The organism is Streptomyces sp. NPDC048603 (assembly GCF_043199475.1).
Classification (GTDB): domain Bacteria; phylum Actinomycetota; class Actinomycetes; order Streptomycetales; family Streptomycetaceae; genus Streptomyces.
The window spans coordinates 417,071-434,961 of record NZ_JBICVY010000003.1; the positions used below are offsets into that span (position 1 = coordinate 417,071).

Consider the following 17,891-nt stretch of genomic DNA (forward strand, 5'->3'; position numbering starts at 1 on the left):
TCAGGGGCTCAGTGGCAGGGGAAGCCGAGGAGGTGGCGGCCGTCGTGGAGCCACTCGTGGATGGTCTCGCCCTCGAAGACGGCGGTGGCGCCCTGCTCGGCGCCGACGAAGTAGAGCAGGACCAGCATCAGGACGCCGGTGAACACGGCCCAGGGAGCGAGGGCCTTGAGCGAGATGGGGGCGACGATCACGGGGGATTCGGTCGTCGCGGGCACGGCGGAGTGAGCCATGGCAATACCTCCAGGGGAACACGCGTCCCGGTCAGTGGTGCACTTCCGACGGAGAGCGGGTCTGACTTTCACAGTGGCGCGACCGTGCCGGATTCTCACCGGTACTTCCGCCGTTCCGTCGTCTTGTGTTGTTGTCGTCCGAGACCGTACCGCGCTTACGCTGCCTTTATGAACCCCTCTTCGGTACGAGTTCTGCTGGTCACCCCGCCTCTTGACGCCGCCATGAGGGAACACCGGTTCGGCCCGGAGTACGGGGAGTGGGCGGGCCGGACCCTGGACGAGGTCGCCGCCGAGGACCCCGGGGCCGTCCGGAGCTGGCTCACCGACCCGGCGTACGCGCCGCCCGGCGGGGAGTCCGTGCTCGACCTCGTCGGGCGCGCGGGCCGCTGGCTGGACGGGCTGGCCCCCGGCACCCACCGGATCACCGCCGCGCAGTCCTTCGTACGGGCGGCCGTGGTGCACGCCCTCGGGCTGCCGGCCGCCGCCTTCTGGCGGCTGGACGCGAAACCCCGCACGCTCACCGAACTCAGTGGGCGTGCGGGGCGGTGGAACCTGCGGCTGGGCGGGCCCTGCGGGGAGGCAGAGGAACCCGGAGCCGTGGCCGTTCGCGGGGAGGCTTAGGCCACGATCCAGTCGCTGGTCGCAATCACGGGCTGGACACCGTCACGGTGGATGGTGCCCTCGATCAGACCGTACGGGCGGTCCGCGGCGAAGTAGACCTCGTTGTCGTTCTTGAGGCCGAAGGGCTCCAGGTCGACGAGGAAGTGGTGCTTGTTGGGGAGGTTCAGGCGGACCTCGTTGACCTTCGGGCAGTTGTCCAGCACCCGCTCGGCCATCTGGTTCAGGGTCTGCTGCAGCGAGAGGGAGTAGGTCTCGGCGAAGGCCTCCAGCAGGTGCTTCCTGACCTTCTTGTAGGAGCCGTCCCAGTCGTAGTCGGCGTCGTCGGCGGCGAGGGCCGAATGCGCCCAGCGCGAGGTGACCTTGGTGGCCAGGATGCGGTCGTACGCCTCCTGCAGGGTCGTGTACTTGTCCTTGATGTAGCCGTGGAACTCGGAGTTGGTCGAGTTCATCACGGTCAGGTCCTTCAGACCCGAGATGACCTGCAGGCCGGTGGACTCGCTGTAGGTGATCTGCGCGGTGCGCACCTCCTGGCCCTTGCGGACGAAGGAGTGCTGCTCCTTGCGGGTCGGGACCGGGATCCGCTCCCAGGCGAACTCCTCGACGCGGATCTGCGCCTCGCGGATCGGGGTCTGGGAGGAGACGAAGTGCTTGGCGAGGTGGATGGCGAAGGCCTCGGGGGAGGAGACACCGTGCTCCTTGCCGAACGCGTACACCGTGTTCTTGGTGGTGTCGGTCGGCAGGCAGTTGGTGTTGTCGCCGGTCAGGTGGACGTCGCGGAACTCGCCGCGCAGCGCCACGGAGACGTTCAGGTCGCGGATCTCGTGCCAGGAGCCGTCACTGCCCTTGCGGGAGACGACGACGATACGGTTCTCGGCCTTGCCGTACTGGTTCTGGCCCAGGACGTGCTTGCTCATGCCTGACTTCCTTCGGGTACACGGGTCCGGGTGACTGGATCCGTACGCCCGGCGTCCGGCGACGCGCCCCGGAGCCCAATCCTGGCGTGCCGCCCCCCGCCGTTCGGTCCCGAGGCTCGTCGTCGCGAACCAGGACCGCCCCGGGACTGACGTGCATCCCGGTCCGTAGGTGCTGCTTCGGATTGCAGCATGTTTACGTCCCGTTAGGAATGGGACGAAACCTCCGAGAGCGGCACCGCGGAACTGGACCAAACGCCATGCCGTGTCAGTCCATATGGGCGTCTGCGACGGTGAGGGCCTCGTCGAGGATCTCCAGACCCCTGGCCACGTCGGCCGCGCCGATGGTGCACGGGGGTGCGACGTGCAGCCGGTTCCCGGCCGCCAGGGGCCACAGGCCGCCCTTCTTGCAGGCCTCGGCGAAGGCGGCCATCGGGGCGTTGTCGGCGCCGGAGGCCGCGTACGGGACGAGCGGCTCGCGCGTCTGCCGGTTCCGTACGAGCTCCAGCGCCCAGAAGGTGCCCAGGCCCCGCACCTCGCCGACCGACGGGTGCCGCTCGGCCAGTTCGCGCAGGCCCGGGCCGAGCAGTTCCGCGCCGGTGCGTGCGGACTGCTCGACGATGCCCTCCTCGGCCATGGTGTTGATCGTCGCCACGGCGGCGGCGCAGGCCAGCACGTGCCCGGAGTACGTGAGGCCGCCGGGGTAGGGGCGGCGGGCGAAGGTGTCGGCGATGGCGTCGGAGATCGCCACGCCGCCGAGCGGCACGTAGCCGCTGTTCACGCCCTTGGCGAAGCAGAGCAGGTCGGGGGTGACGTCCCAGTGCTCGGCGGCGAACCACTTTCCGGTCCGGCCGAAGCCCACCATGACCTCGTCGAGGATGAACACGATGCCGTAGCGGTCGCAGAGCTCCCGGACGCCGGGGAGGTAGCCCGCCGGGGGCACCAGTACGCCGGCGGCACCGACCACCGGCTCCAGGAGGATCGCGGCGATGGACTGCGGGCCCTCGAAGACGATGGTGTCCTCGAGGTGGCGCAGGGCGCGCTCGCACTCCTCGGCCTCGGTGCCGGCGTGGAACGGGGAGCGGTAGAGGAACGGCCCCCAGAAGTGCACGACGCCCGCGGTGGCCGAGTCGTTGCCGAAGCGCCGGGAGTCGCCGGTGAGGTTGATGGCCGCGGCGGTGGCGCCGTGGTACGAGCGGTAGGCGCTCAGCACCTTGGGGCGGCCGGTGTGCAGACGGGCCATGCGGACGGCGTTCTCCACGGCCTCGGCGCCGCCGTTGGTGAAGAAGATCTTGTCGAGGTCGCCGGGGGTGCGCTCGGCGATCAGCCGGGCGGCCTCGGAACGGACGTCGACCGCGAACCCGGGCGCCACCGTGCACATTTTCGCGGCCTGCTCCTGGACCGCCGCGACGACCTTGGGGTGCTGGTAGCCGATGTTGGTGTAGACGAGGGCGCTGCTGAAGTCCAGGTAGCGGTTGCCCTCGTAGTCCCAGAAGTACGAGCCCTCGGCCCCGGCCACGGGGAGCGGGGCGATGAGCTCCTGTGCGGACCAGGAGTGGAAGACATGCTTCCGGTCTGCCGTTCTGACGGTCTCGACATCTGCGTTCATGAATCGAGAGTAAGCGTCCGCGATGTGGACACCGAGAAGTCCTGCCCGACGTTGTCAGTCCGGCCGTGCCGCGTATGAGGTTCTTGCGGTTCTCGCCGGTCTTGTGGTGATTGCCCGCGGGGCTCGCGGGTAGGCGCGCAGCTGACGACACGCACGCGGGGGACGGGAGCGGGGCTGGAGGTCGTGGTGGGTAAGGAGATGTGGGCATACGCCGACAGCGGCGGCAGCGGCAGCGGCCATGTGGCGGGCGCGGATCTCGCCGGCTTCCGGGTGGACGCGGAGGACGGGCACATCGGCCACATCGACAAGCACTCTCTCGGGGCCGCCCGCGCGTACATCGTGGTCGACACCGGTCCGTGGATCCTGGGGCGGCGGAAGCTGATCCCGGCGGGGCTGGTGAAGGACGTCGACCTGGTGAACGAGACGGTGCACGTCGCCGCGACGAAGGAACGGATCAAGGCGAGCCCGGACTTCGAGTCCGGGCAGTACGAGGACGAGGACCTGGCCTCCATCCGGATCACCGAGCAGCACCACGCGTACTGGCACAGCTGACGGCGACTGCCGGTGCGGCCGATCGGGGCGGCCCGGGTGCAGGGGTGTGAGGCAGAGGCGATCGGGGGTGAGGGGAGTGGACGTGAGGGGCGTGGAGCAGACCCGGCGGCTGCTGCTGGGCGGATCCACCGCGGGCGTGGTCGGGCGTTGCCGGGACTTCACCCGGCAGGCGCTGGCCGACTGGCACTGGACGTACGCGGGGACGTACGCCGAGGGGTATGCCGAGGAGGGCGCCGAGGGGTGCGCCGACCCGGATCGGGAGGAGGCCGCCGAGGACGTGTTGCTGCTGGTGTCCGAGGTGGTGACCAACGCCTGTATCCACGCAGGCGGCCCCAGGGAGCTGGTGCTCCGCTGTACCGCCGAACGGCTGCGGATCGAGGTCACCGACGGGAACCCCGAGCCCCCGCGGAAGCGCCGGGGCACCGGCCCCGCCGGGGCGGGAGGGCCGGAAGGGCGGGGAGGGCCGGGAGGACACGGGCTGATCGTCCTGCAGCGGCTGTCCCGGAGCTGGGGCACGGCGCCGAGCGACGACCCGCGCGGCGGGAAGACGGTGTGGGCGGAGGTGCCGTGTCCGGCGGGTCCCCGGGGCTCGTGGAGGGCGTGGGGGGCGCAGGGTCCGCCGACGGCTCGGGATCGGTCAGAAGCCCGCTCCGGAGCCTCGTGAGCGTACGGGTGAGCAGCCGGGACACGTGCATCTGGGACAGGCCGAGCACATGGCCGATCTCGGACTGGGTCAGCTCGCCGCCGAACCGCAGGGACAGCAGGGTGCGCTCCCGTTCGGGCAGCTCGGCCAGGAGCGGCTTGAGCGCCTCCATGCACTCGATCCGGTCGTAGGCGGCCTCCTCCTCGCCGAGCGAGGGCGTGGTGGCGTACGCGTCGCCGTCCTCCTGCACCGGGGCGTCCAGGGAGCGGGTCGAGTACGCGTGGGCGGCCTTGCGGCCTTCCGCGATCTCCTCCTCCGGCAGGCCGAGGCGTTCGGCGAGCTCGGCGTCGGTGGGGCCGCGGCCCAGGATCTGCTCCAGCTCGTCGTAGGCCTTGGCCGTGTCGATGCGCAGTTCCTGCAGGTGGCGGGGCACCTTCACGGCCCAGCTGGTGTCCCGGAAGAAGCGCTTGATCTCACCCGTCACCGTGGGCATGGCGAAGGTCGTGAACTCGACCCCGCGCTCCGGATCGAACCGGTTGATCGCCTTGATCAGGCCGATCGTGCCCACCTGGATGATGTCCTCGGCCGGCTCGCTGCGGTTGCGGAACCGCCGGGCGGCGTACTTCACCAGGCTGAGGTTGAGCTCCACGAGGGTGTTGCGGACGTACGAGTACTCCGGGCTGCCCTCCTCCAGGGCCTTCAGCCGGCGGAACAGGGCCACCGAGAGGGTGCGGGCCTCCGCGGTGCTGGCCCGCAGGGGCTCCTCCGGGATCTCCGGCATCCCGGGCATCTCCGGCGCCGCGGGATTCCCGGCGGCCCCGGGGGTCTCAGGGGTCTCGGTGGTCCCAGGGGTCTCGGGAGCCCTGGCGGCCTTCTCGCAAGCGCGGTCCGTGTCCATCTGCGATCGCTCCTCCGACGGTGGGGGTCACGCCGCGCGCGGCGCGGCGAGGCCGTCGTGAGCCGTTCCTTTTGGATGTACCCCAGGGCAGCGCGGGTACCCCGTGACGTGGCCCGTCACGGAGCGCGCTGCCCTGGCTTGGCGCACACGGTCATTTTAGGCGGATCCGGGTCGGTATGCGGAGTGGCCGAGGGCAGGGGCGGGCCCGGGCCGCCGCCGTCGGCGCGGTTCCGGGGCGTCGGACGCGGGTGTCGTCACGGGACGGCGATAGGGTCTGTCACGATTCGGGTGTTACGGTCAAAACGGATCTCGAAGGGTGTCGTGATCGATGTTCGCCAGGCTGAGCACGTACCAGGGGTCACCGGTTCCGGCGGAGGGGGACGTCACCGGCAATTCGGCGGCGATCGTCCAGCAGGTCCGGGGTGTCCCCGGTTTCCGGGGCGTGTACTACCTCGTCGACCGGGCGTCCGGGAAGGCCAAGTCACTGACCCTGTGGGACACCGAGCAGGCCATGCGGGACAGCGAGGAGCTGGCCTCCCGCATCCGCGGGGAATCCGCTCAGCGGGAGGGCCAGCGCATCGTGTCGGTCGAGCACTTCGAGGTGGGCTTCAGTCACATGGAGCAGTGACCGCTGCCGGGCGGCGGTCTCAGTGGCCGTGCGCGTCCCCGCCGTGTCCCTGCTCCTGCTCCTTCTCCCGGCCCTGCCCCTTCACGGGGGCGGGCGCGGAGGAGGGCGTGCCGGTGCCGGTCGGGCCGGCGGCCGGACCGGTGCCCGGAGCGCCGGCGGGGGCGGAGGAGGCGGGGGCCGCCGGACCGTGCTGGTGCCCGCCGCTCTCGGCAGGGCCGGCGGACGCCGCGACCTGGCGCAGCCCCAGGAAGGCGAGCGCCGCGATCACGAGCACGGCCGCCCCCACCGGGCCGAAGACGCGCCGCCACGAGGTGTCCGCGTCCTTCAGGACGAAGGCGACGAAGGACACGACCAGCCCGAGCGGCACGAGGACGGCCCCGCGCGCGGGGAAGTCCTCGAAGTGCTGGAGTCCGCCACTGAGCATGCCGATCCCGAAGGACAGCATCAGCGAGGCGCCGATGACCGTGCACGCGCGGCGCAGCCCGGGCCGTTCACGGCTGATGACGAACTCGTTGAGGACGGTGGCGGCGAGGAAGACCAGGACGCCGTAGCCGGCGATCCGGGTGTAGCGGGCGGGGTCGAGCGGGTGGTGCACGACCGCGCCGCTGATCAGGCCGGCGCCGACGAAGTAGCCGACGTAGCCGAGGTAGCGGGCGGGCAGGGAGAGCCGCCGGGCCCGGCTGTTGCGGGCCCGGCGCAGGGCGGCCCGGGTGGGCGAGGGGTGGCCCGGGGAGGGGGAGGGGCCGGGGCGGTCGATCAGGTGCTGCGTGGACAAGGGAGGGAACTCCTCGGTCGGCGCATGGCGGAGCGGCCGGACGGCGCGTCACGCCACGTCAGGAAGAAGGCATGGAAGGGAATGACTTCGTGCTTCGACCGGCGGACCTAGATCCGCTGCACCACTGAACGTGCGGAGTAGTCACCCGGCGGGAGGGCGGCGGGCAGCTCCGGGCCCGGCACGGGCGCGGCCGTACGGTCTTCCGGGCGGTGGCAGGCCCAGGCGAGCAGGACCGGCGCCGGGATCTCGGCCCCGGCCGCTTCCGGCGGCTGCCCGGACACGCACGTACCGGCCGGATGCGAGCCGCCACCCCGCCCGTCTTCGTCCCCGCCCTCGTCCTGACCCTGGCGGTTGCCCTCACCCCGGTCTTCGTGACCGTGCGGGGCGGCGTCCGCGGCCGCCGCCCGGTGGTCCGTCACCACGACGGCGTGGCCGGCCAGATGGCTCGCCGTGGTCTCGGCGTTCACGCCGTGCGTGTAGAGGAAGCCGAACAGCAGCAGCGCCGGCCACAGCAGCCGCAGCGAACGCGGCAGGGGCCGCGCTCCCGCCGGCCGGCGGGACCGCGCCCTGCCGGGTGACGTGCGGAGCGTGGCCATGCCGGCGAGCGTATCGCCCGCCGGCATGGCCACGGGCACCGCCTCCGCGGCGGGACCGATCCGCAGTCCTTGGTTGGGCACCGGCCTCTCCGGGAGGACGGCGGAGCTATGCCCGGTCGGGTCCCGTCCCCTGTTCGCGCGCCTCGGTCAGCAGGGCGAGAACCTCGCCGATCCGCTCGCGGACCTGCGGATCGGCGATGAGTCCGTCCGCGCCGACCATCCGGGAGGCCACCGGAATCCTGGCGCAGGCCGGCTCCACCACGGCGGCGCCGGTGTAGCCGAGTACGAGGCGCAGCGTGGCCTCCGCACCCTGACCACGGCCGGGGGCGGCTGCGTTCACCCAGGCCACGGGCTTGTCGCAGATCTCGGTGCCGCCGACCGTCCAGTCCAGCAGGTTCTTGAACGAGCCGGGCAGGGTGCCGGCGTACTCCGGAGCGCAGATCAGCACCGCGGCCGCCTCGCCGATCGCCGCCCGCAGCCCGGCCACAGGGGCGGGCAGCGGATCGGTGTCATGGTCGGGGTTGAAGTGCGGAAGCGCGGCCAGCCCCTCGTACAGGTGAGTGCGCACCCGCGGGGTGGCCATCGCCTGCGCGGTGCGCAGCACCGCCTCGTTGGACGAACCGGCCCGAAGGCTTCCGGACAGCAGGAGGATCAGAGGTTGCTCGGACATCTCGTCACCCTACTCACCCCGTCCTCACCGTCCTCGAGCGCGAGCTGACCGATACCCGCCCCCGGGCCGGCCGTACCGTCACCCGCCCGGGGGCATCCGGGTGGATCGAGGGCTGGCGCAACGTACGAAGGACGCACCGCCGGCTCGGCTGCCGGGCACGTGCCGGTATCGCGCCGAGCTGCGAGGTCCGCCCGTCGCGCCGATGGTGTCCGTCGAAGCGGAACCAGATCCCTCGTAGAAACACACGAGTCACACTGGCCTCAGGCGCATCAGGTTTCATGCTTTCAACGCCTGCCCGAAACACGCCTGTTGGCGATGTACTCCTGGAGCAAGCCGAACAAAACGAACGGGGAAAACCTTGTCCGAGAAGCTGTCCGGACGTCAGATCGAGATCTCGTGGGCCGACTTAGGCATCACCGTCACCGCTGACCTCGACGACCGCAACCCGGCACTCGCCGACGCCCTCTGGGAGTCGCTGCCCTACCAGAGCCTCCAGGGACACGCCCTCATCGCGGGCGAGCACCTCTACCACGTGGCTCCGATACCCACCCTGCTGCACACCCCCCACGCCACCCGGATCCCCGACCGGCGTGAGGCCCCCAACGGCACCGTGTTCTGCTCCGGTCTGCAGCACCTGGGCATCAAGTACGGCACCCTGACCGAGCCGATGCCCGCCACCCCCGTCGGCCGTGTCCGTGAGGCGGACATGCCCGCGCTGCTGGAAGCCGGGGCCGCGATCTGGGACGCCGTCTACTCCACGAAGAAGCAGATCCGCGCCGAAGTCCGCCGCGCGGGCGAACCGGGCGGCCACCGCATCCCGGTGCTCCGGGCCGCCGACACGGCCGCGGCCGCGCTGATCGCCGACATCCACGCCGAGACCGAGAAGATCTGGCTCGCGCCCCCGGTCGAACTGGACGACCTCCACCGGGGCATCATCCCGTCCCAGGCGGGCAACTTCGGGACCGTCCTGCCCACCCTGCTGTTCGTCAACGGGGAGACCCGGCCGCTGGGTTACGCGGCCTACGGCGGACTCGTCCGCGCCGCCGTCCAGGACATGCCCATGGACTCCCTCGTCCACATGACCCGCCTCCTGGTCGGCGTACCCGCCGAGTTCCTGGGCTACTGCGGCCTGGAGAAGCTGTGGGCGTTCACCCAGCGCTTCCTCGCCGTCCTGGACGACCTCGACCGTGACGACTTCTACGCCGTCACCAGCCAGATGGCCCTCTACGTCAACTGCCTCGGCGGCTGGAACCTCCAGCTGTACCCGTGGGAGACCGGAGACCACCTGCGCCAGCAGGGCGCCACGCGCACCGCGTAGCCAGGCCCGGAGCGGAGTCCGCCGGGGAGATGGCGACACCGGCGCTCCGCCCGGCCACCGGAACCCCCACACCACAGGAGAGGCAAGACCTTGAGCGCCTTACCGGCCCGCGCCTTACCCGCCCGCGCCGACGCCGTCGTCATCGGCGGGGGAGTGATCGGCACCTCCGCCGCCTACCACCTCGCCGAAGCCGGCGTGGACACCGTGCTGCTGGAACGAGGAGGCCTCGGCGGAGGGGCGTCCGCGCACACCGCGGGCATGGTCCGCACCTACTTCCCCGGCAATCCCCACACCGGGCAACTGGCCGTGCGCAGCCTGAACGCCTACCACGACTTCGCCCGCCACACCGGAGCCCCCCTCGCCCTGAAGCGGCTCGGGTTCCTGGCGCTGTTCACCGACCACCAGCAGATCGCCGAATTCGAGGCCACCCATCAGGCCCAGCGGGCCGCCGGCGTCGAAGTCGACCTGATCAGTGCCCGCGAAGCGGCCGTACTCAACCCGCTGGTCAACGAGCATGCCGTCCTGGCCGCGGCCTGGTCTCCGCAGGCGTACCACGTGGACGGCCTCGACATCGTCCGGGGCTACGCCGCCGGCGCCCGCAATCACGGCGCCCGTCTGTTCACCCACACGCCCGTCACGCGCATCGACGACGACAACACCGTCCACACCCCGCAGGGCAGCATCAAGGCGGACAGCATCGTGTGCACGGCCGGGCCCTGGTCCGGCGAGGTGGCGTCCATGGCATCGGTCGATCTGCCGATGGCGCCCCACACGATGGAGATGCTGTTCACCGACGTCCCGCCCTCCCCGCACCCTGATCTGCCCATGACGATGCACGCCGCGTCCGGCCTGCGGATCCGTTGGTGGAAGGACCGCATCCTCCTCGCCATGGGCGCACCCAAGGCCGGGGAGGCGCGCGAGGCCTGGCTCGGCCGTATCGCCGGCCATCTCGGCACGCTGTTCCCCGCCCTGGACGGCATCGGCCTGCATCGCGCGTGGACCGGCGACTTCGACGCCAGCCCGAACAACACCGCCTTCATCGGCGAACACCCCACCCGCCGCTTCCTGTACGCGGCCGGATTCACGGGCGCGGGCCTGTGCCAGGCGCCCGCCGCCGGGGAGAAGCTCCGCGACCTGCTGATCGTCAAGTAGCCCCATAACAGGAAAGAATCCCGTGATCGTTCTCGGATGTAATGGTTTCAGCCGGGTGTCGGAGTTCTTCTCCGAACGCTTCGGTGCGACCGGCATCAACAAGCACTACCTCCTGGGCCACGACGCCGCCGCCGCGCTCCTGATCGACGGCCGTCTGGTCGCCGCGGTGGAGGAGGAGCGCCTCAACCGGGAGAAGAAGACCACCGACTTCCCCGCCAACGCGATCGACTGGTGCCTGAAGGAAGCCGGGATCACGTTCGACGACGTCGACCTGTTCGCCTTCCCCTGGAACTGGTCCGACCGGGTCCTGGACGAGATCCTGGACGGCATCCGCACCTCCTCGGCGCCGGAGGCCGTGAAGACCGCCCTCATGGGCAACATGGCCGATCTGTTCGACCAGGTCGTCAGCCACGAGGCGATCCTCGCGGACTTCGAGGCCCGCACCGGACACCGCCCCGACCCGGCCAAGGTCCGCTTCGTCCCGCACCACCTGGCCCACGCCACGACCGGCTATTACCTCGCCGGCATGAAGGACGCCGCGTTCCTCGTCAGCGACGGCCGTGCCGAACGCTTCTCGACCCTGACGGGCGAGATCCGCGACGGCCGGATCACCGTCTTCGACGACACCGTCACCGGCGCCCACTACTCCATCGGCACCCTGTTCTCCTCCATCACCCGCTTCCTCGGCTTCGTCCCCAACAACGACGAGTACAAGGTGATGGGCCTGGCCGGATACGCCGAGCCCCCGACCCCGAACCCGTTCGTCGAGAACCTCCTGAGGCTGCACGACGACGGCCGCTACACCTTCGCCAAGCCCCTGGAGACCGACAACCTCCACAGCCACGACGCCCTGTTCGAGGAGTACTTCGGGCCCTTCGAGGACACCCTCGAATACACCTCCCGCGTCGCAGCCGCCGCGCAGCAGATGCTGAACGTCGCCACCGCCCACCAGGTCCGCCACCTGGAGAAGCGGACGGACCTCGACCGGCTGTTGTTCGAGGGCGGCGTGGCCCTGAACTGCCTGAACAACACGCCGATGTTCGAAGGCTCCCGCTTCGAGGACATGCAGGTCAGCTTCGGGGCCTCCGACACCGGCATCACCATCGGAGCCGCGGCCCACGCCTGGCTGGGCGACCCCGGCACCGGTCCCGAGCAGATCCGCGCCGCCTCCGCGCCCGTCTCCCCCTACCTCGGCCCCTCCTACGACGAGGCCGCGATCGAGGACGCCCTGGAGGCGTTTGCCGACCGCGTCGTCGTCACGCGCCTGGGGGGCGACGACGAGGTCGTCGACCACGTGGCGAACTTGCTGACGGAGAAGGTCGTCATCGGCTGGTTCGAGGGCCGCGTCGAGCACGGGCCGCGCGCCCTGGGGCACCGCAGCATCCTCGCCAACCCCGGGTTCACGGACATCAAGGACATCATCAACACCCGGGTCAAGCACCGCGAACCCTTCCGCCCGTTCGCTCCCCTCGTCCTCGAGGAACAGGCACCGAAGATCTTCGACATGGGGCGCAAGACCAGTTCCCCGTACATGACGTTCGTCTTCCCGGTCCGCGACGAGTACAAGGACCGCATCCCCGGCGCCGTGCACGTGGACGGCACCTCCCGGATCCAGACCCTGACGGACGAGGGAACGCCCCGGCTCACGGCACTGCTGCGGAAGTTCACCGAACTCACCGACACGCCCTGCCTGATCAACACCTCGTTCAACGTCGCCGGCGAACCCATCGTCTGCACGCCGACCGACGCCCTCAACTGCTTCATGGGCACCGAGATCGACTACCTGGTCCTCGGGAACCACCTCATCGCCAAGCGATGACCGTCAGCCACCGCAAGAAGGAGCACTCCGTGCCGATCCAGCGCAAGCACACCATGTACCACTCCACCGTCCTCGACGCCGACCCGGACACCGTGTGGGCGACCGTCCGCGACGCCATGCAGATCCTGGACATCGTGTCCCCCGGCGACCTGGACATCCACCGTGACGTCAGCTGGGTGGAGGGCGGCTCGGTCGACACGGTCCCGGCCCGTTACGACTTCAAGCTCACGCTCAACGGCCGCCTCGTCCAGCAGGAGATCGCCGCCCGCGACGAGATCAACAAGACCCAGTCCTACCGGGCCGTCGCCCCCACCAGCGGAGTCGCCAAGTACGAGGCCACCATCCGCGTCTTCCCCATCACCAACGACCCGGCCCGCAGCTTCTTCGACTGGTCGCGGACCCTGGACATCGCCGAGGACGCCGACCTGGACGTGGTCGAGCGCATCATCGACGTCATGGAGAAGCAGACCGACGCCGTACGCGACCACTTCGCCAAGACCGCGGAGTGAGTGCGGAGTGAGTGACGTGACGACGCTCGTACTGCTGCGGCACGGCGAGACCCTGCTCACCCCCGGGCGGCGGATCTCCGGCAGCGGAGGGTCCAACCCGGGACTCTCACCGGCCGGACGCGGCCAGGCCCGGGCGACAGCGGACGCCCTCGCGCACCGCGGCGGCATCGAGGCGGTCGTCACCTCACCGATGCGGCGCTGCCAGGAGACCGCCCGGTCCGTGGCCGAGCGCCTCGGCCTGGGCGTCCAGGTCGAGGAGGACCTTCGGGAAGCGGACTTCGGCGCCTGGGAGGGCCTGACCTTCGCCGAAGTCCGCGAACGCCACCCGGACGACCTGGACGCATGGCTCGCCTCGCCCGAGAGTCCGCCCACGGGCGCGGGCGAGACCATGCAGCAGGTCACCCGCCGCACCGCCGCCGTACGGGACGGCCTGCTGGCCCGGTACGCAGGCGCCACGGTGCTGCTCGTCTCCCACGTGGTACCGGTCAGGACCTTGCTCCGGCTGGCCCTCCAGGCCCCGCCGCACACCCTGTTCCGCATGGAGGTCGCGGCGGCCTCCCTGTCGACGGTGACGTACGACGAGGACGGCACCGCCACGGTGCGGACCCTCAACGACACCCACCATCTGAACTGAACCGCACACAAAGCCCCAGGTCGCCGACCTGGGGCTTTGTCCGGGTTGCGCGTCAGCCCAGTCTGCCCTGGATGTCGGCTGTGCATCGCATGAACGTGACGTCCTTCTCGAGGGTGGTACCGAAGACATCGTTGATGCGCGCGGCACCAGCCTGTGTCAGCGCAAAGTTCGTGCTTCCGACGCTGACATCGAAGGTGGTCAGGCCCGTGGGACGGCCACCGACGCTTCCGGGCACCGTGGGGTAGGCGACCTCGGCTCGTGGTCCTGCCTGTGGAGCCTGCCCGGGACGGGTCGTTTCCGGGGTCGCGCTGATGGCGCCCAGCGGGGTTTCGCCGGACAGCTTCATTACGTCGAGCCGTGTCCCGTCCGTGCCGACCAGAGAGATGCCGCCCTCCATGTCCAGCTTGCCGTGAAAGATCGAGTCCATCGAGCCGGACAGCTCATCGAAGCGGACTCCACCGTCGGGAAGGGAGTCGGCAGGGGCCGCGGCCCCGATGCGCGCACCCCGTTCGTTCAGTGCGGCTGTCATGGCATCGGTGGGGAAGCAGTCGACGTGTCCGCCCGTGACGCTGCCGATCTGCACGTCGGCGGCAACAGCGTATGTAGTCGCACTTACCGTGAGTAGGGCACAGGCCAAAGAGATCGCATAACGGCGACGCAAGGGGGCTCCGATCGTCGAATGGGGGTTGGCCATCAGAATAGGAGATCGATGCCTTGCTTATGGGGAGCAAACGAGTGAATCCATTTTCAATGGACTGCCTTTGAGTGTTCGGTGCGCGGCGACATCCGTTGCCGGATCGGTCTCGTAACGGAGTCGAAGAGGCCGCCGCCCCCACCCCGTATAGGGCGGGTGGCGTATTGATTGCTGCTCCCGCGCTCTCGGTAACGGTGTTCTTCCGGCGGACTGCCCGTCTGGCCTGGTGGTGATCACGGGGCGTCGCGCGGCTGTGTCACTCATTGGAGTGGCACGCAGCCGATCGGCGGCGAGTCGCGTGCCGATGGACGCATGGTCCGGCAAGGGTCGAGGACCACCCGGCCGGCGGAGTTTGCGATGCGTGACGCCCGGCAGGCTGCGCGGCGGTTCCGGTGGCCCGCCCCTCTGCCGGACGCGTAGCGCCACGGCCATCCTCTTACGGCAGGCTTCATTGCGTGATCACATGAGAAGGATATTTTGTGTCGCATTCTCCAACCAGCTCTGCTGTCCTGCCGGCGGTCGATGACGATTCATTTCGAATCGGCCTGCAACTGGTGGAGAGGCATGGCGAGGGAACGAAGCCTCGGCAGTTTGAGATGGCCGGGCTCCAGTGGCAGCTCCTTCCCCAGGTATTCGCTCCGACCCACACCGAGTCCACTGCGCTGTTCACTGAGTGGCTGCCGTTTCCCGTGGGCGGAACCTTCCTGGAGGTGGGCTGCGGCGCTGGAGTGACGGCGGTAATGGCCGCACTGCGAGGGTGCTCGCGGGTCACCGCCGTTGACATCAATCCCACGGCGGTGCAAAACACCGCGCTCAATGCGGCCCGCCATGGTGTGGCCGATCGAATGCAGGTACTGTGCAGCGACCTCTACGGCGCTGTGGCCGCCGGCGAGAAGTTCGACCTGGTGTTCTGGAACTCCAATGTCATCTTCGCTCCGGAGGATTTCGTCTACACCCGCCAGGTACAGCACGCGATCTTCGACCGCGGCTACGCCACGCACCACCGGTATCTCCGCGAGGGTCTGGGGCGACTGACGTCAGCGGGTCGGATGCTCCTGGGTTTCAACAGTCTCGGTGATGCCGACCGGCTGAACGAGCTGGTCGCCGCATCCGGTGCGCGGATCACCGAACGGCGGCGGGCGATCCGCCACGCGGGAGGTGTCCCCGTCACGTTCCAGCTGCTTGAGGTGACGGATGGGTCCGGCGGCGGGAAGGCCGCGTGATTCCCATGTACGCAGCACCGGTTGCCACATCGATCAGTGCCCGGCCGAGGATCGTCAGCTACCTCAGGCTCGGCAAGGCGCGGATGTACCACTACCTCTACGGATGGGCTCTGGGGCTGCTGCTCCTGCGATCGGAGGGCTTCCTCAGCGGCGCAAGCCGGGAGGACATGCTCGTCCTGGCCTGCGTGCTGGTCGGCACCCTGGCGGCCCAGTGGAGTGCGGCGGCCGCCGACGACATCACCGGGTACCTGAACGGCAGCGATGCACACAACTACCGGGGCCGGCCTCCGGTGACGATGGCCAGAAAACCTTTGATCACCGGTGAGCTGTCCCTGCCGCAGGCTGTTGGATTCGCCCTTGTCACCGGGATCGTCGGCGTCTTCGCCGTTCCGGCGGTGGCCGGCATCCTGGGCTGGCGGGTTCCCGCTCCGGCGATCGTGGTCGCGCTCGTCGTACCGGCCCTGGCAGTCCAGTACTCGTGCGGCATCAAGCTGAGCTACCGGCCGTTGGGGCTCGAATCGGTGATCCTGGTCACCGGCGCCTACACCGTGATCATGCCCTACTGGTTCGTCGCGGGAGCGATCAGCCGCGAGACACTGCTGGTGGGCGCGCTGTTCGGACTGTGGCTGCTGGTGGTCGTGTCATACGGCAACGCCTCCGACAGGTCGGGCGACGCCGCCGTGGGCCGCAGGACCCTCGCCGTCGTGCTGCCCCCGCTGTGGTTCGCGGTTGGGCTCCACGCGCTGGTCGCGGTGCATGCGGTGCTGCTGGCAGTGCTGTTCGGCACGACGTCGCTGAGGCCCGGCTCTCTCGTGTTCGCCGCTCCGGTCGTCATCATGCACCTGATCCAACTGTGGTACGGGGTGTACAAGGAGAGATTGCGTACGGCCCGGTTCCTGGTGCTGCTCTCCATCGACCTTGGCTCCGCCGGCCTCGCCGCGGCGCTGATCGTGGGGAGCCCCTCATGACCGGACCGGTCGGCGACCGGGCCGTCGTCGTCGGCGGCAGCATCAGCGGCACGCTCGCAGCCAGGGTGCTGTCCGACTTCTACCGCGAGGTCATCGTCGTCGAACGCGACCAGGTCGTCGGCGTGCGGCACCTGCGGCGCGGAACCCCCCATGCCGGTCACGCCCATGGGCTGCACTCCCGCGGCTGCCTGATTCTCGAGGAACTGTTCCCCGGCATCCTGGACGAGCTCCGACGCGCGCAGTTCCCGATGGGAGACCTGGGCGAGCAGCACTGGTACTTCAACGGCAAGAGGTTCCGGCCCGCACGCACCGGCCTGCCGACCGTGACCACGCAGCGCCCCGTGCTGGAGGAATACGTCCGCAGCAAGGTGGCCGCGCAGTCGGGCGTCACCTTCCTGGAGCGGACCGAGCTGGTCGGCCTGGAGTCCACCACATGCGGCGCTCGGGTGACCGGTGTCCGGCTGCGGTCGACAGCCGCGGACACCACCGGCGAATACAGCCTCGGCGCCGACCTCGTCATCGACACCTGCGGCCGCGGGTCGCGCACACCGGTGTGGCTGGAGCAGCTGGGCTACGAACGGCCGCCCGAGGAGCGCATGGCCATCGGCCTCGCATACGTCACACGTCTGTACCGAAGCCCGAAGCCTCTCAACGGCGCGCAGTTCCTCACCTGTCTGGCCTCACGCACCAACCCACGGGGGGCGGTCTTCGGCCGAGCCGGCGACGACGACACCTACTATTTGTCGCTCACGGGCATTCTCGGTGACCATCCGCCCACCGACCCGGACGGATACCTCCAGTTCTGCAGGTCGTTGCCCGTCGCGGACGTGTACGAACGCATCCGCGATGCCACACCGCTGACGGATCCGATCGCCTTCCGCATCCCGGCGAGCGTACGCAGACGCTACGAGCGGCTGCCCCGCCTTCCCGAGCGTCTGCTCGTGCTCGGGGATGCCGTGTGCAGCCTCAACCCCAGCTACAGCCAGGGCATGACCGTAGCCGCGATGGAAGTCATGGCCTTGCGAACCCATCTCAGACGCGGCACCAACCCGAGCGCTCCGGCCTTCATGCGCGACGTCGGAAAGATCATCAACCGCCCATGGTTCCTGTCGACCACAAGGGACGTGCAGTACACCGGAGGCAAGGGACTGCGCACGCTCACCGCCCGCCTGGGCAACGCATACGTGACCCGGCTGCACGGCGCAGCACAGCACGACTCCGCTGCCACGGACGCCCTGATCCGCGTGGCAGGCCTCAGCGACCCGCCCACCACACTCATCCGCCCACGCGTCGTCCTCGCAGCGCTCAAACGGCAGGGCTTTCGAGATCTCAGCAGCCAAGCACCTCAGTGAAGGTGTCTGGACAACGACGAAGGCCCAGGTCGCCGACCTGGGCCTTCGTGGAAGAGCGGATGACGGGAATCGAACCCGCGCTATAAGCT

At 69.8% G+C, this 17,891-nt stretch carries 19 protein-coding genes and 1 pseudogene; 12 read left to right on the forward strand and 8 right to left on the reverse strand.

Annotated features, from left to right (window positions below; translation table 11 throughout):
* Positions 1 to 8: 8 nt before the first annotated feature.
* Positions 9 to 230 carry a CbtB-domain containing protein gene (locus tag ACGFQ9_RS08585; RefSeq protein ID WP_393572543.1) on the reverse strand — a complete coding sequence of 74 codons (222 nt, stop codon included), beginning with the start codon at positions 228 to 230 and terminating at the stop codon, positions 9 to 11.
* Positions 231 to 398: 168 nt separating this feature from the next.
* On the opposite strand from ACGFQ9_RS08585, the gene ACGFQ9_RS08590 reads away from it, so the two are divergent.
* A complete protein-coding gene (locus tag ACGFQ9_RS08590; RefSeq protein ID WP_393572545.1) occupies positions 399 to 851 on the forward strand; it encodes a histidine phosphatase family protein in 453 nt (150 codons plus the stop codon).
* On the opposite strand, the gene pucL is transcribed toward ACGFQ9_RS08590, so the two are convergent.
* Both pucL and ACGFQ9_RS08600 read right to left on the reverse strand, forming a co-directional pair.
* Positions 848 to 1,765 carry a factor-independent urate hydroxylase gene (gene pucL, locus ACGFQ9_RS08595; protein ID WP_393572547.1) on the reverse strand — a complete coding sequence of 306 codons (918 nt, stop codon included), beginning with the start codon at positions 1,763 to 1,765 and terminating at the stop codon, positions 848 to 850. The two genes, ACGFQ9_RS08590 and pucL, sit on opposite strands and share 4 nt — an antisense overlap.
* Before the next feature lie 265 nt (positions 1,766 to 2,030).
* Positions 2,031 to 3,371 (reverse strand): aspartate aminotransferase family protein, encoded by a 1,341-nt coding sequence (locus tag ACGFQ9_RS08600; RefSeq protein WP_393572548.1) that lies wholly within the window; start codon positions 3,369 to 3,371, stop codon positions 2,031 to 2,033.
* Between the two features lie 186 nt (positions 3,372 to 3,557).
* Here ACGFQ9_RS08600 and ACGFQ9_RS08605 point away from each other — a divergent pair, with 186 nt between their 5' ends.
* Both ACGFQ9_RS08605 and ACGFQ9_RS08610 read left to right on the forward strand, forming a co-directional pair.
* A complete protein-coding gene (locus tag ACGFQ9_RS08605) occupies positions 3,558 to 3,923 on the forward strand; it encodes a PRC-barrel domain containing protein (protein ID WP_393572550.1) in 366 nt (121 codons plus the stop codon).
* 301 nt (positions 3,924 to 4,224) lie between these two features.
* Entirely contained in the window at positions 4,225 to 4,587 is a 363-nt protein-coding gene (locus ACGFQ9_RS08610; RefSeq protein ID WP_393573013.1) for an ATP-binding protein, read from the forward strand.
* Here ACGFQ9_RS08610 and ACGFQ9_RS08615 read toward each other — a convergent pair.
* Positions 4,556 to 5,356, reverse strand: a pseudogene (locus ACGFQ9_RS08615) (SigB/SigF/SigG family RNA polymerase sigma factor); the annotation flags it as partial. The gene ACGFQ9_RS08610 and the pseudogene ACGFQ9_RS08615 overlap by 32 nt on opposite strands.
* A 436-nt stretch (positions 5,357 to 5,792) precedes the next feature.
* On the opposite strand from ACGFQ9_RS08615, the gene ACGFQ9_RS08620 reads away from it, so the two are divergent.
* On the forward strand, positions 5,793 to 6,092 hold the full coding sequence (locus ACGFQ9_RS08620; RefSeq protein WP_393572552.1) for a hypothetical protein: 300 nt from the start codon (positions 5,793 to 5,795) through the stop codon (positions 6,090 to 6,092).
* A 19-nt stretch (positions 6,093 to 6,111) separates the two neighbouring features.
* Here ACGFQ9_RS08620 and ACGFQ9_RS08625 read toward each other — a convergent pair whose 3' ends face one another.
* The 3 genes from ACGFQ9_RS08625 to ACGFQ9_RS08635 all read right to left on the reverse strand — a co-directional run bounded on the left by ACGFQ9_RS08625 (position 6,112) and on the right by ACGFQ9_RS08635 (position 8,133).
* Positions 6,112 to 6,867 carry a hypothetical protein gene (locus ACGFQ9_RS08625; protein ID WP_393572554.1) on the reverse strand — a complete coding sequence of 252 codons (756 nt, stop codon included), beginning with the start codon at positions 6,865 to 6,867 and terminating at the stop codon, positions 6,112 to 6,114.
* 107 nt (positions 6,868 to 6,974) lie between these two features.
* The gene (locus ACGFQ9_RS08630) at positions 6,975 to 7,544 is read right to left on the reverse strand and encodes a hypothetical protein (protein WP_393572556.1); all 570 of its coding nucleotides are present in this window, start codon (positions 7,542 to 7,544) and stop codon (positions 6,975 to 6,977) included.
* Between the two features lie 25 nt (positions 7,545 to 7,569).
* Positions 7,570 to 8,133: an NADPH-dependent FMN reductase gene (locus ACGFQ9_RS08635; protein ID WP_393572558.1), complete on the reverse strand. Its 564-nt coding sequence runs from the start codon at positions 8,131 to 8,133 to the stop codon at positions 7,570 to 7,572.
* A 358-nt stretch (positions 8,134 to 8,491) separates the two neighbouring features.
* Here ACGFQ9_RS08635 and ACGFQ9_RS08640 point away from each other — a divergent pair, with 358 nt between their 5' ends.
* From ACGFQ9_RS08640 to ACGFQ9_RS08660, 5 genes are all read left to right on the forward strand, one after another.
* Complete coding sequence (locus ACGFQ9_RS08640) at positions 8,492 to 9,451, forward strand: hypothetical protein (RefSeq protein WP_393572560.1); 960 nt, start codon at positions 8,492 to 8,494, stop codon at positions 9,449 to 9,451.
* Positions 9,452 to 9,541: 90 nt separating this feature from the next.
* Positions 9,542 to 10,603 carry an NAD(P)/FAD-dependent oxidoreductase gene (locus tag ACGFQ9_RS08645; protein WP_393572562.1) on the forward strand — a complete coding sequence of 354 codons (1,062 nt, stop codon included), beginning with the start codon at positions 9,542 to 9,544 and terminating at the stop codon, positions 10,601 to 10,603.
* A 55-nt stretch (positions 10,604 to 10,658) separates the two neighbouring features.
* Positions 10,659 to 12,422, forward strand: coding sequence for a carbamoyltransferase (locus ACGFQ9_RS08650; RefSeq protein WP_393572564.1), 1,764 nt, complete (start codon positions 10,659 to 10,661; stop codon positions 12,420 to 12,422).
* A complete protein-coding gene (locus tag ACGFQ9_RS08655; protein WP_393572566.1) occupies positions 12,419 to 12,931 on the forward strand; it encodes an SRPBCC family protein in 513 nt (170 codons plus the stop codon). The genes ACGFQ9_RS08650 and ACGFQ9_RS08655 overlap by 4 nt, the downstream gene beginning before the upstream one ends.
* Before the next feature lie 16 nt (positions 12,932 to 12,947).
* The gene (locus tag ACGFQ9_RS08660; protein ID WP_393572568.1) at positions 12,948 to 13,565 is read left to right on the forward strand and encodes a histidine phosphatase family protein; all 618 of its coding nucleotides are present in this window, start codon (positions 12,948 to 12,950) and stop codon (positions 13,563 to 13,565) included.
* 52 nt (positions 13,566 to 13,617) lie between these two features.
* Here ACGFQ9_RS08660 and ACGFQ9_RS08665 read toward each other — a convergent pair whose 3' ends face one another.
* Entirely contained in the window at positions 13,618 to 14,148 is a 531-nt protein-coding gene (locus ACGFQ9_RS08665; protein ID WP_393572570.1) for a hypothetical protein, read from the reverse strand.
* A gap of 590 nt (positions 14,149 to 14,738) precedes the next feature.
* Between ACGFQ9_RS08665 and ACGFQ9_RS08670 the strand changes: the two genes are divergently transcribed.
* From ACGFQ9_RS08670 to ACGFQ9_RS08680, 3 genes are read left to right on the forward strand one after another with little or no spacing between them, the layout of a single operon-like run.
* Positions 14,739 to 15,482 carry a methyltransferase gene (locus ACGFQ9_RS08670; protein WP_393572572.1) on the forward strand — a complete coding sequence of 248 codons (744 nt, stop codon included), beginning with the start codon at positions 14,739 to 14,741 and terminating at the stop codon, positions 15,480 to 15,482.
* Positions 15,483 to 15,487: 5 nt separating this feature from the next.
* Positions 15,488 to 16,450, forward strand: coding sequence for a UbiA family prenyltransferase (locus ACGFQ9_RS08675; RefSeq protein ID WP_393572574.1), 963 nt, complete (start codon positions 15,488 to 15,490; stop codon positions 16,448 to 16,450).
* The gene (locus ACGFQ9_RS08680; protein WP_393572576.1) at positions 16,447 to 17,802 is read left to right on the forward strand and encodes an FAD-dependent oxidoreductase; all 1,356 of its coding nucleotides are present in this window, start codon (positions 16,447 to 16,449) and stop codon (positions 17,800 to 17,802) included. Before ACGFQ9_RS08675 ends, ACGFQ9_RS08680 begins: the two co-directional genes overlap by 4 nt.
* Positions 17,803 to 17,891 lie beyond the last annotated feature (89 nt).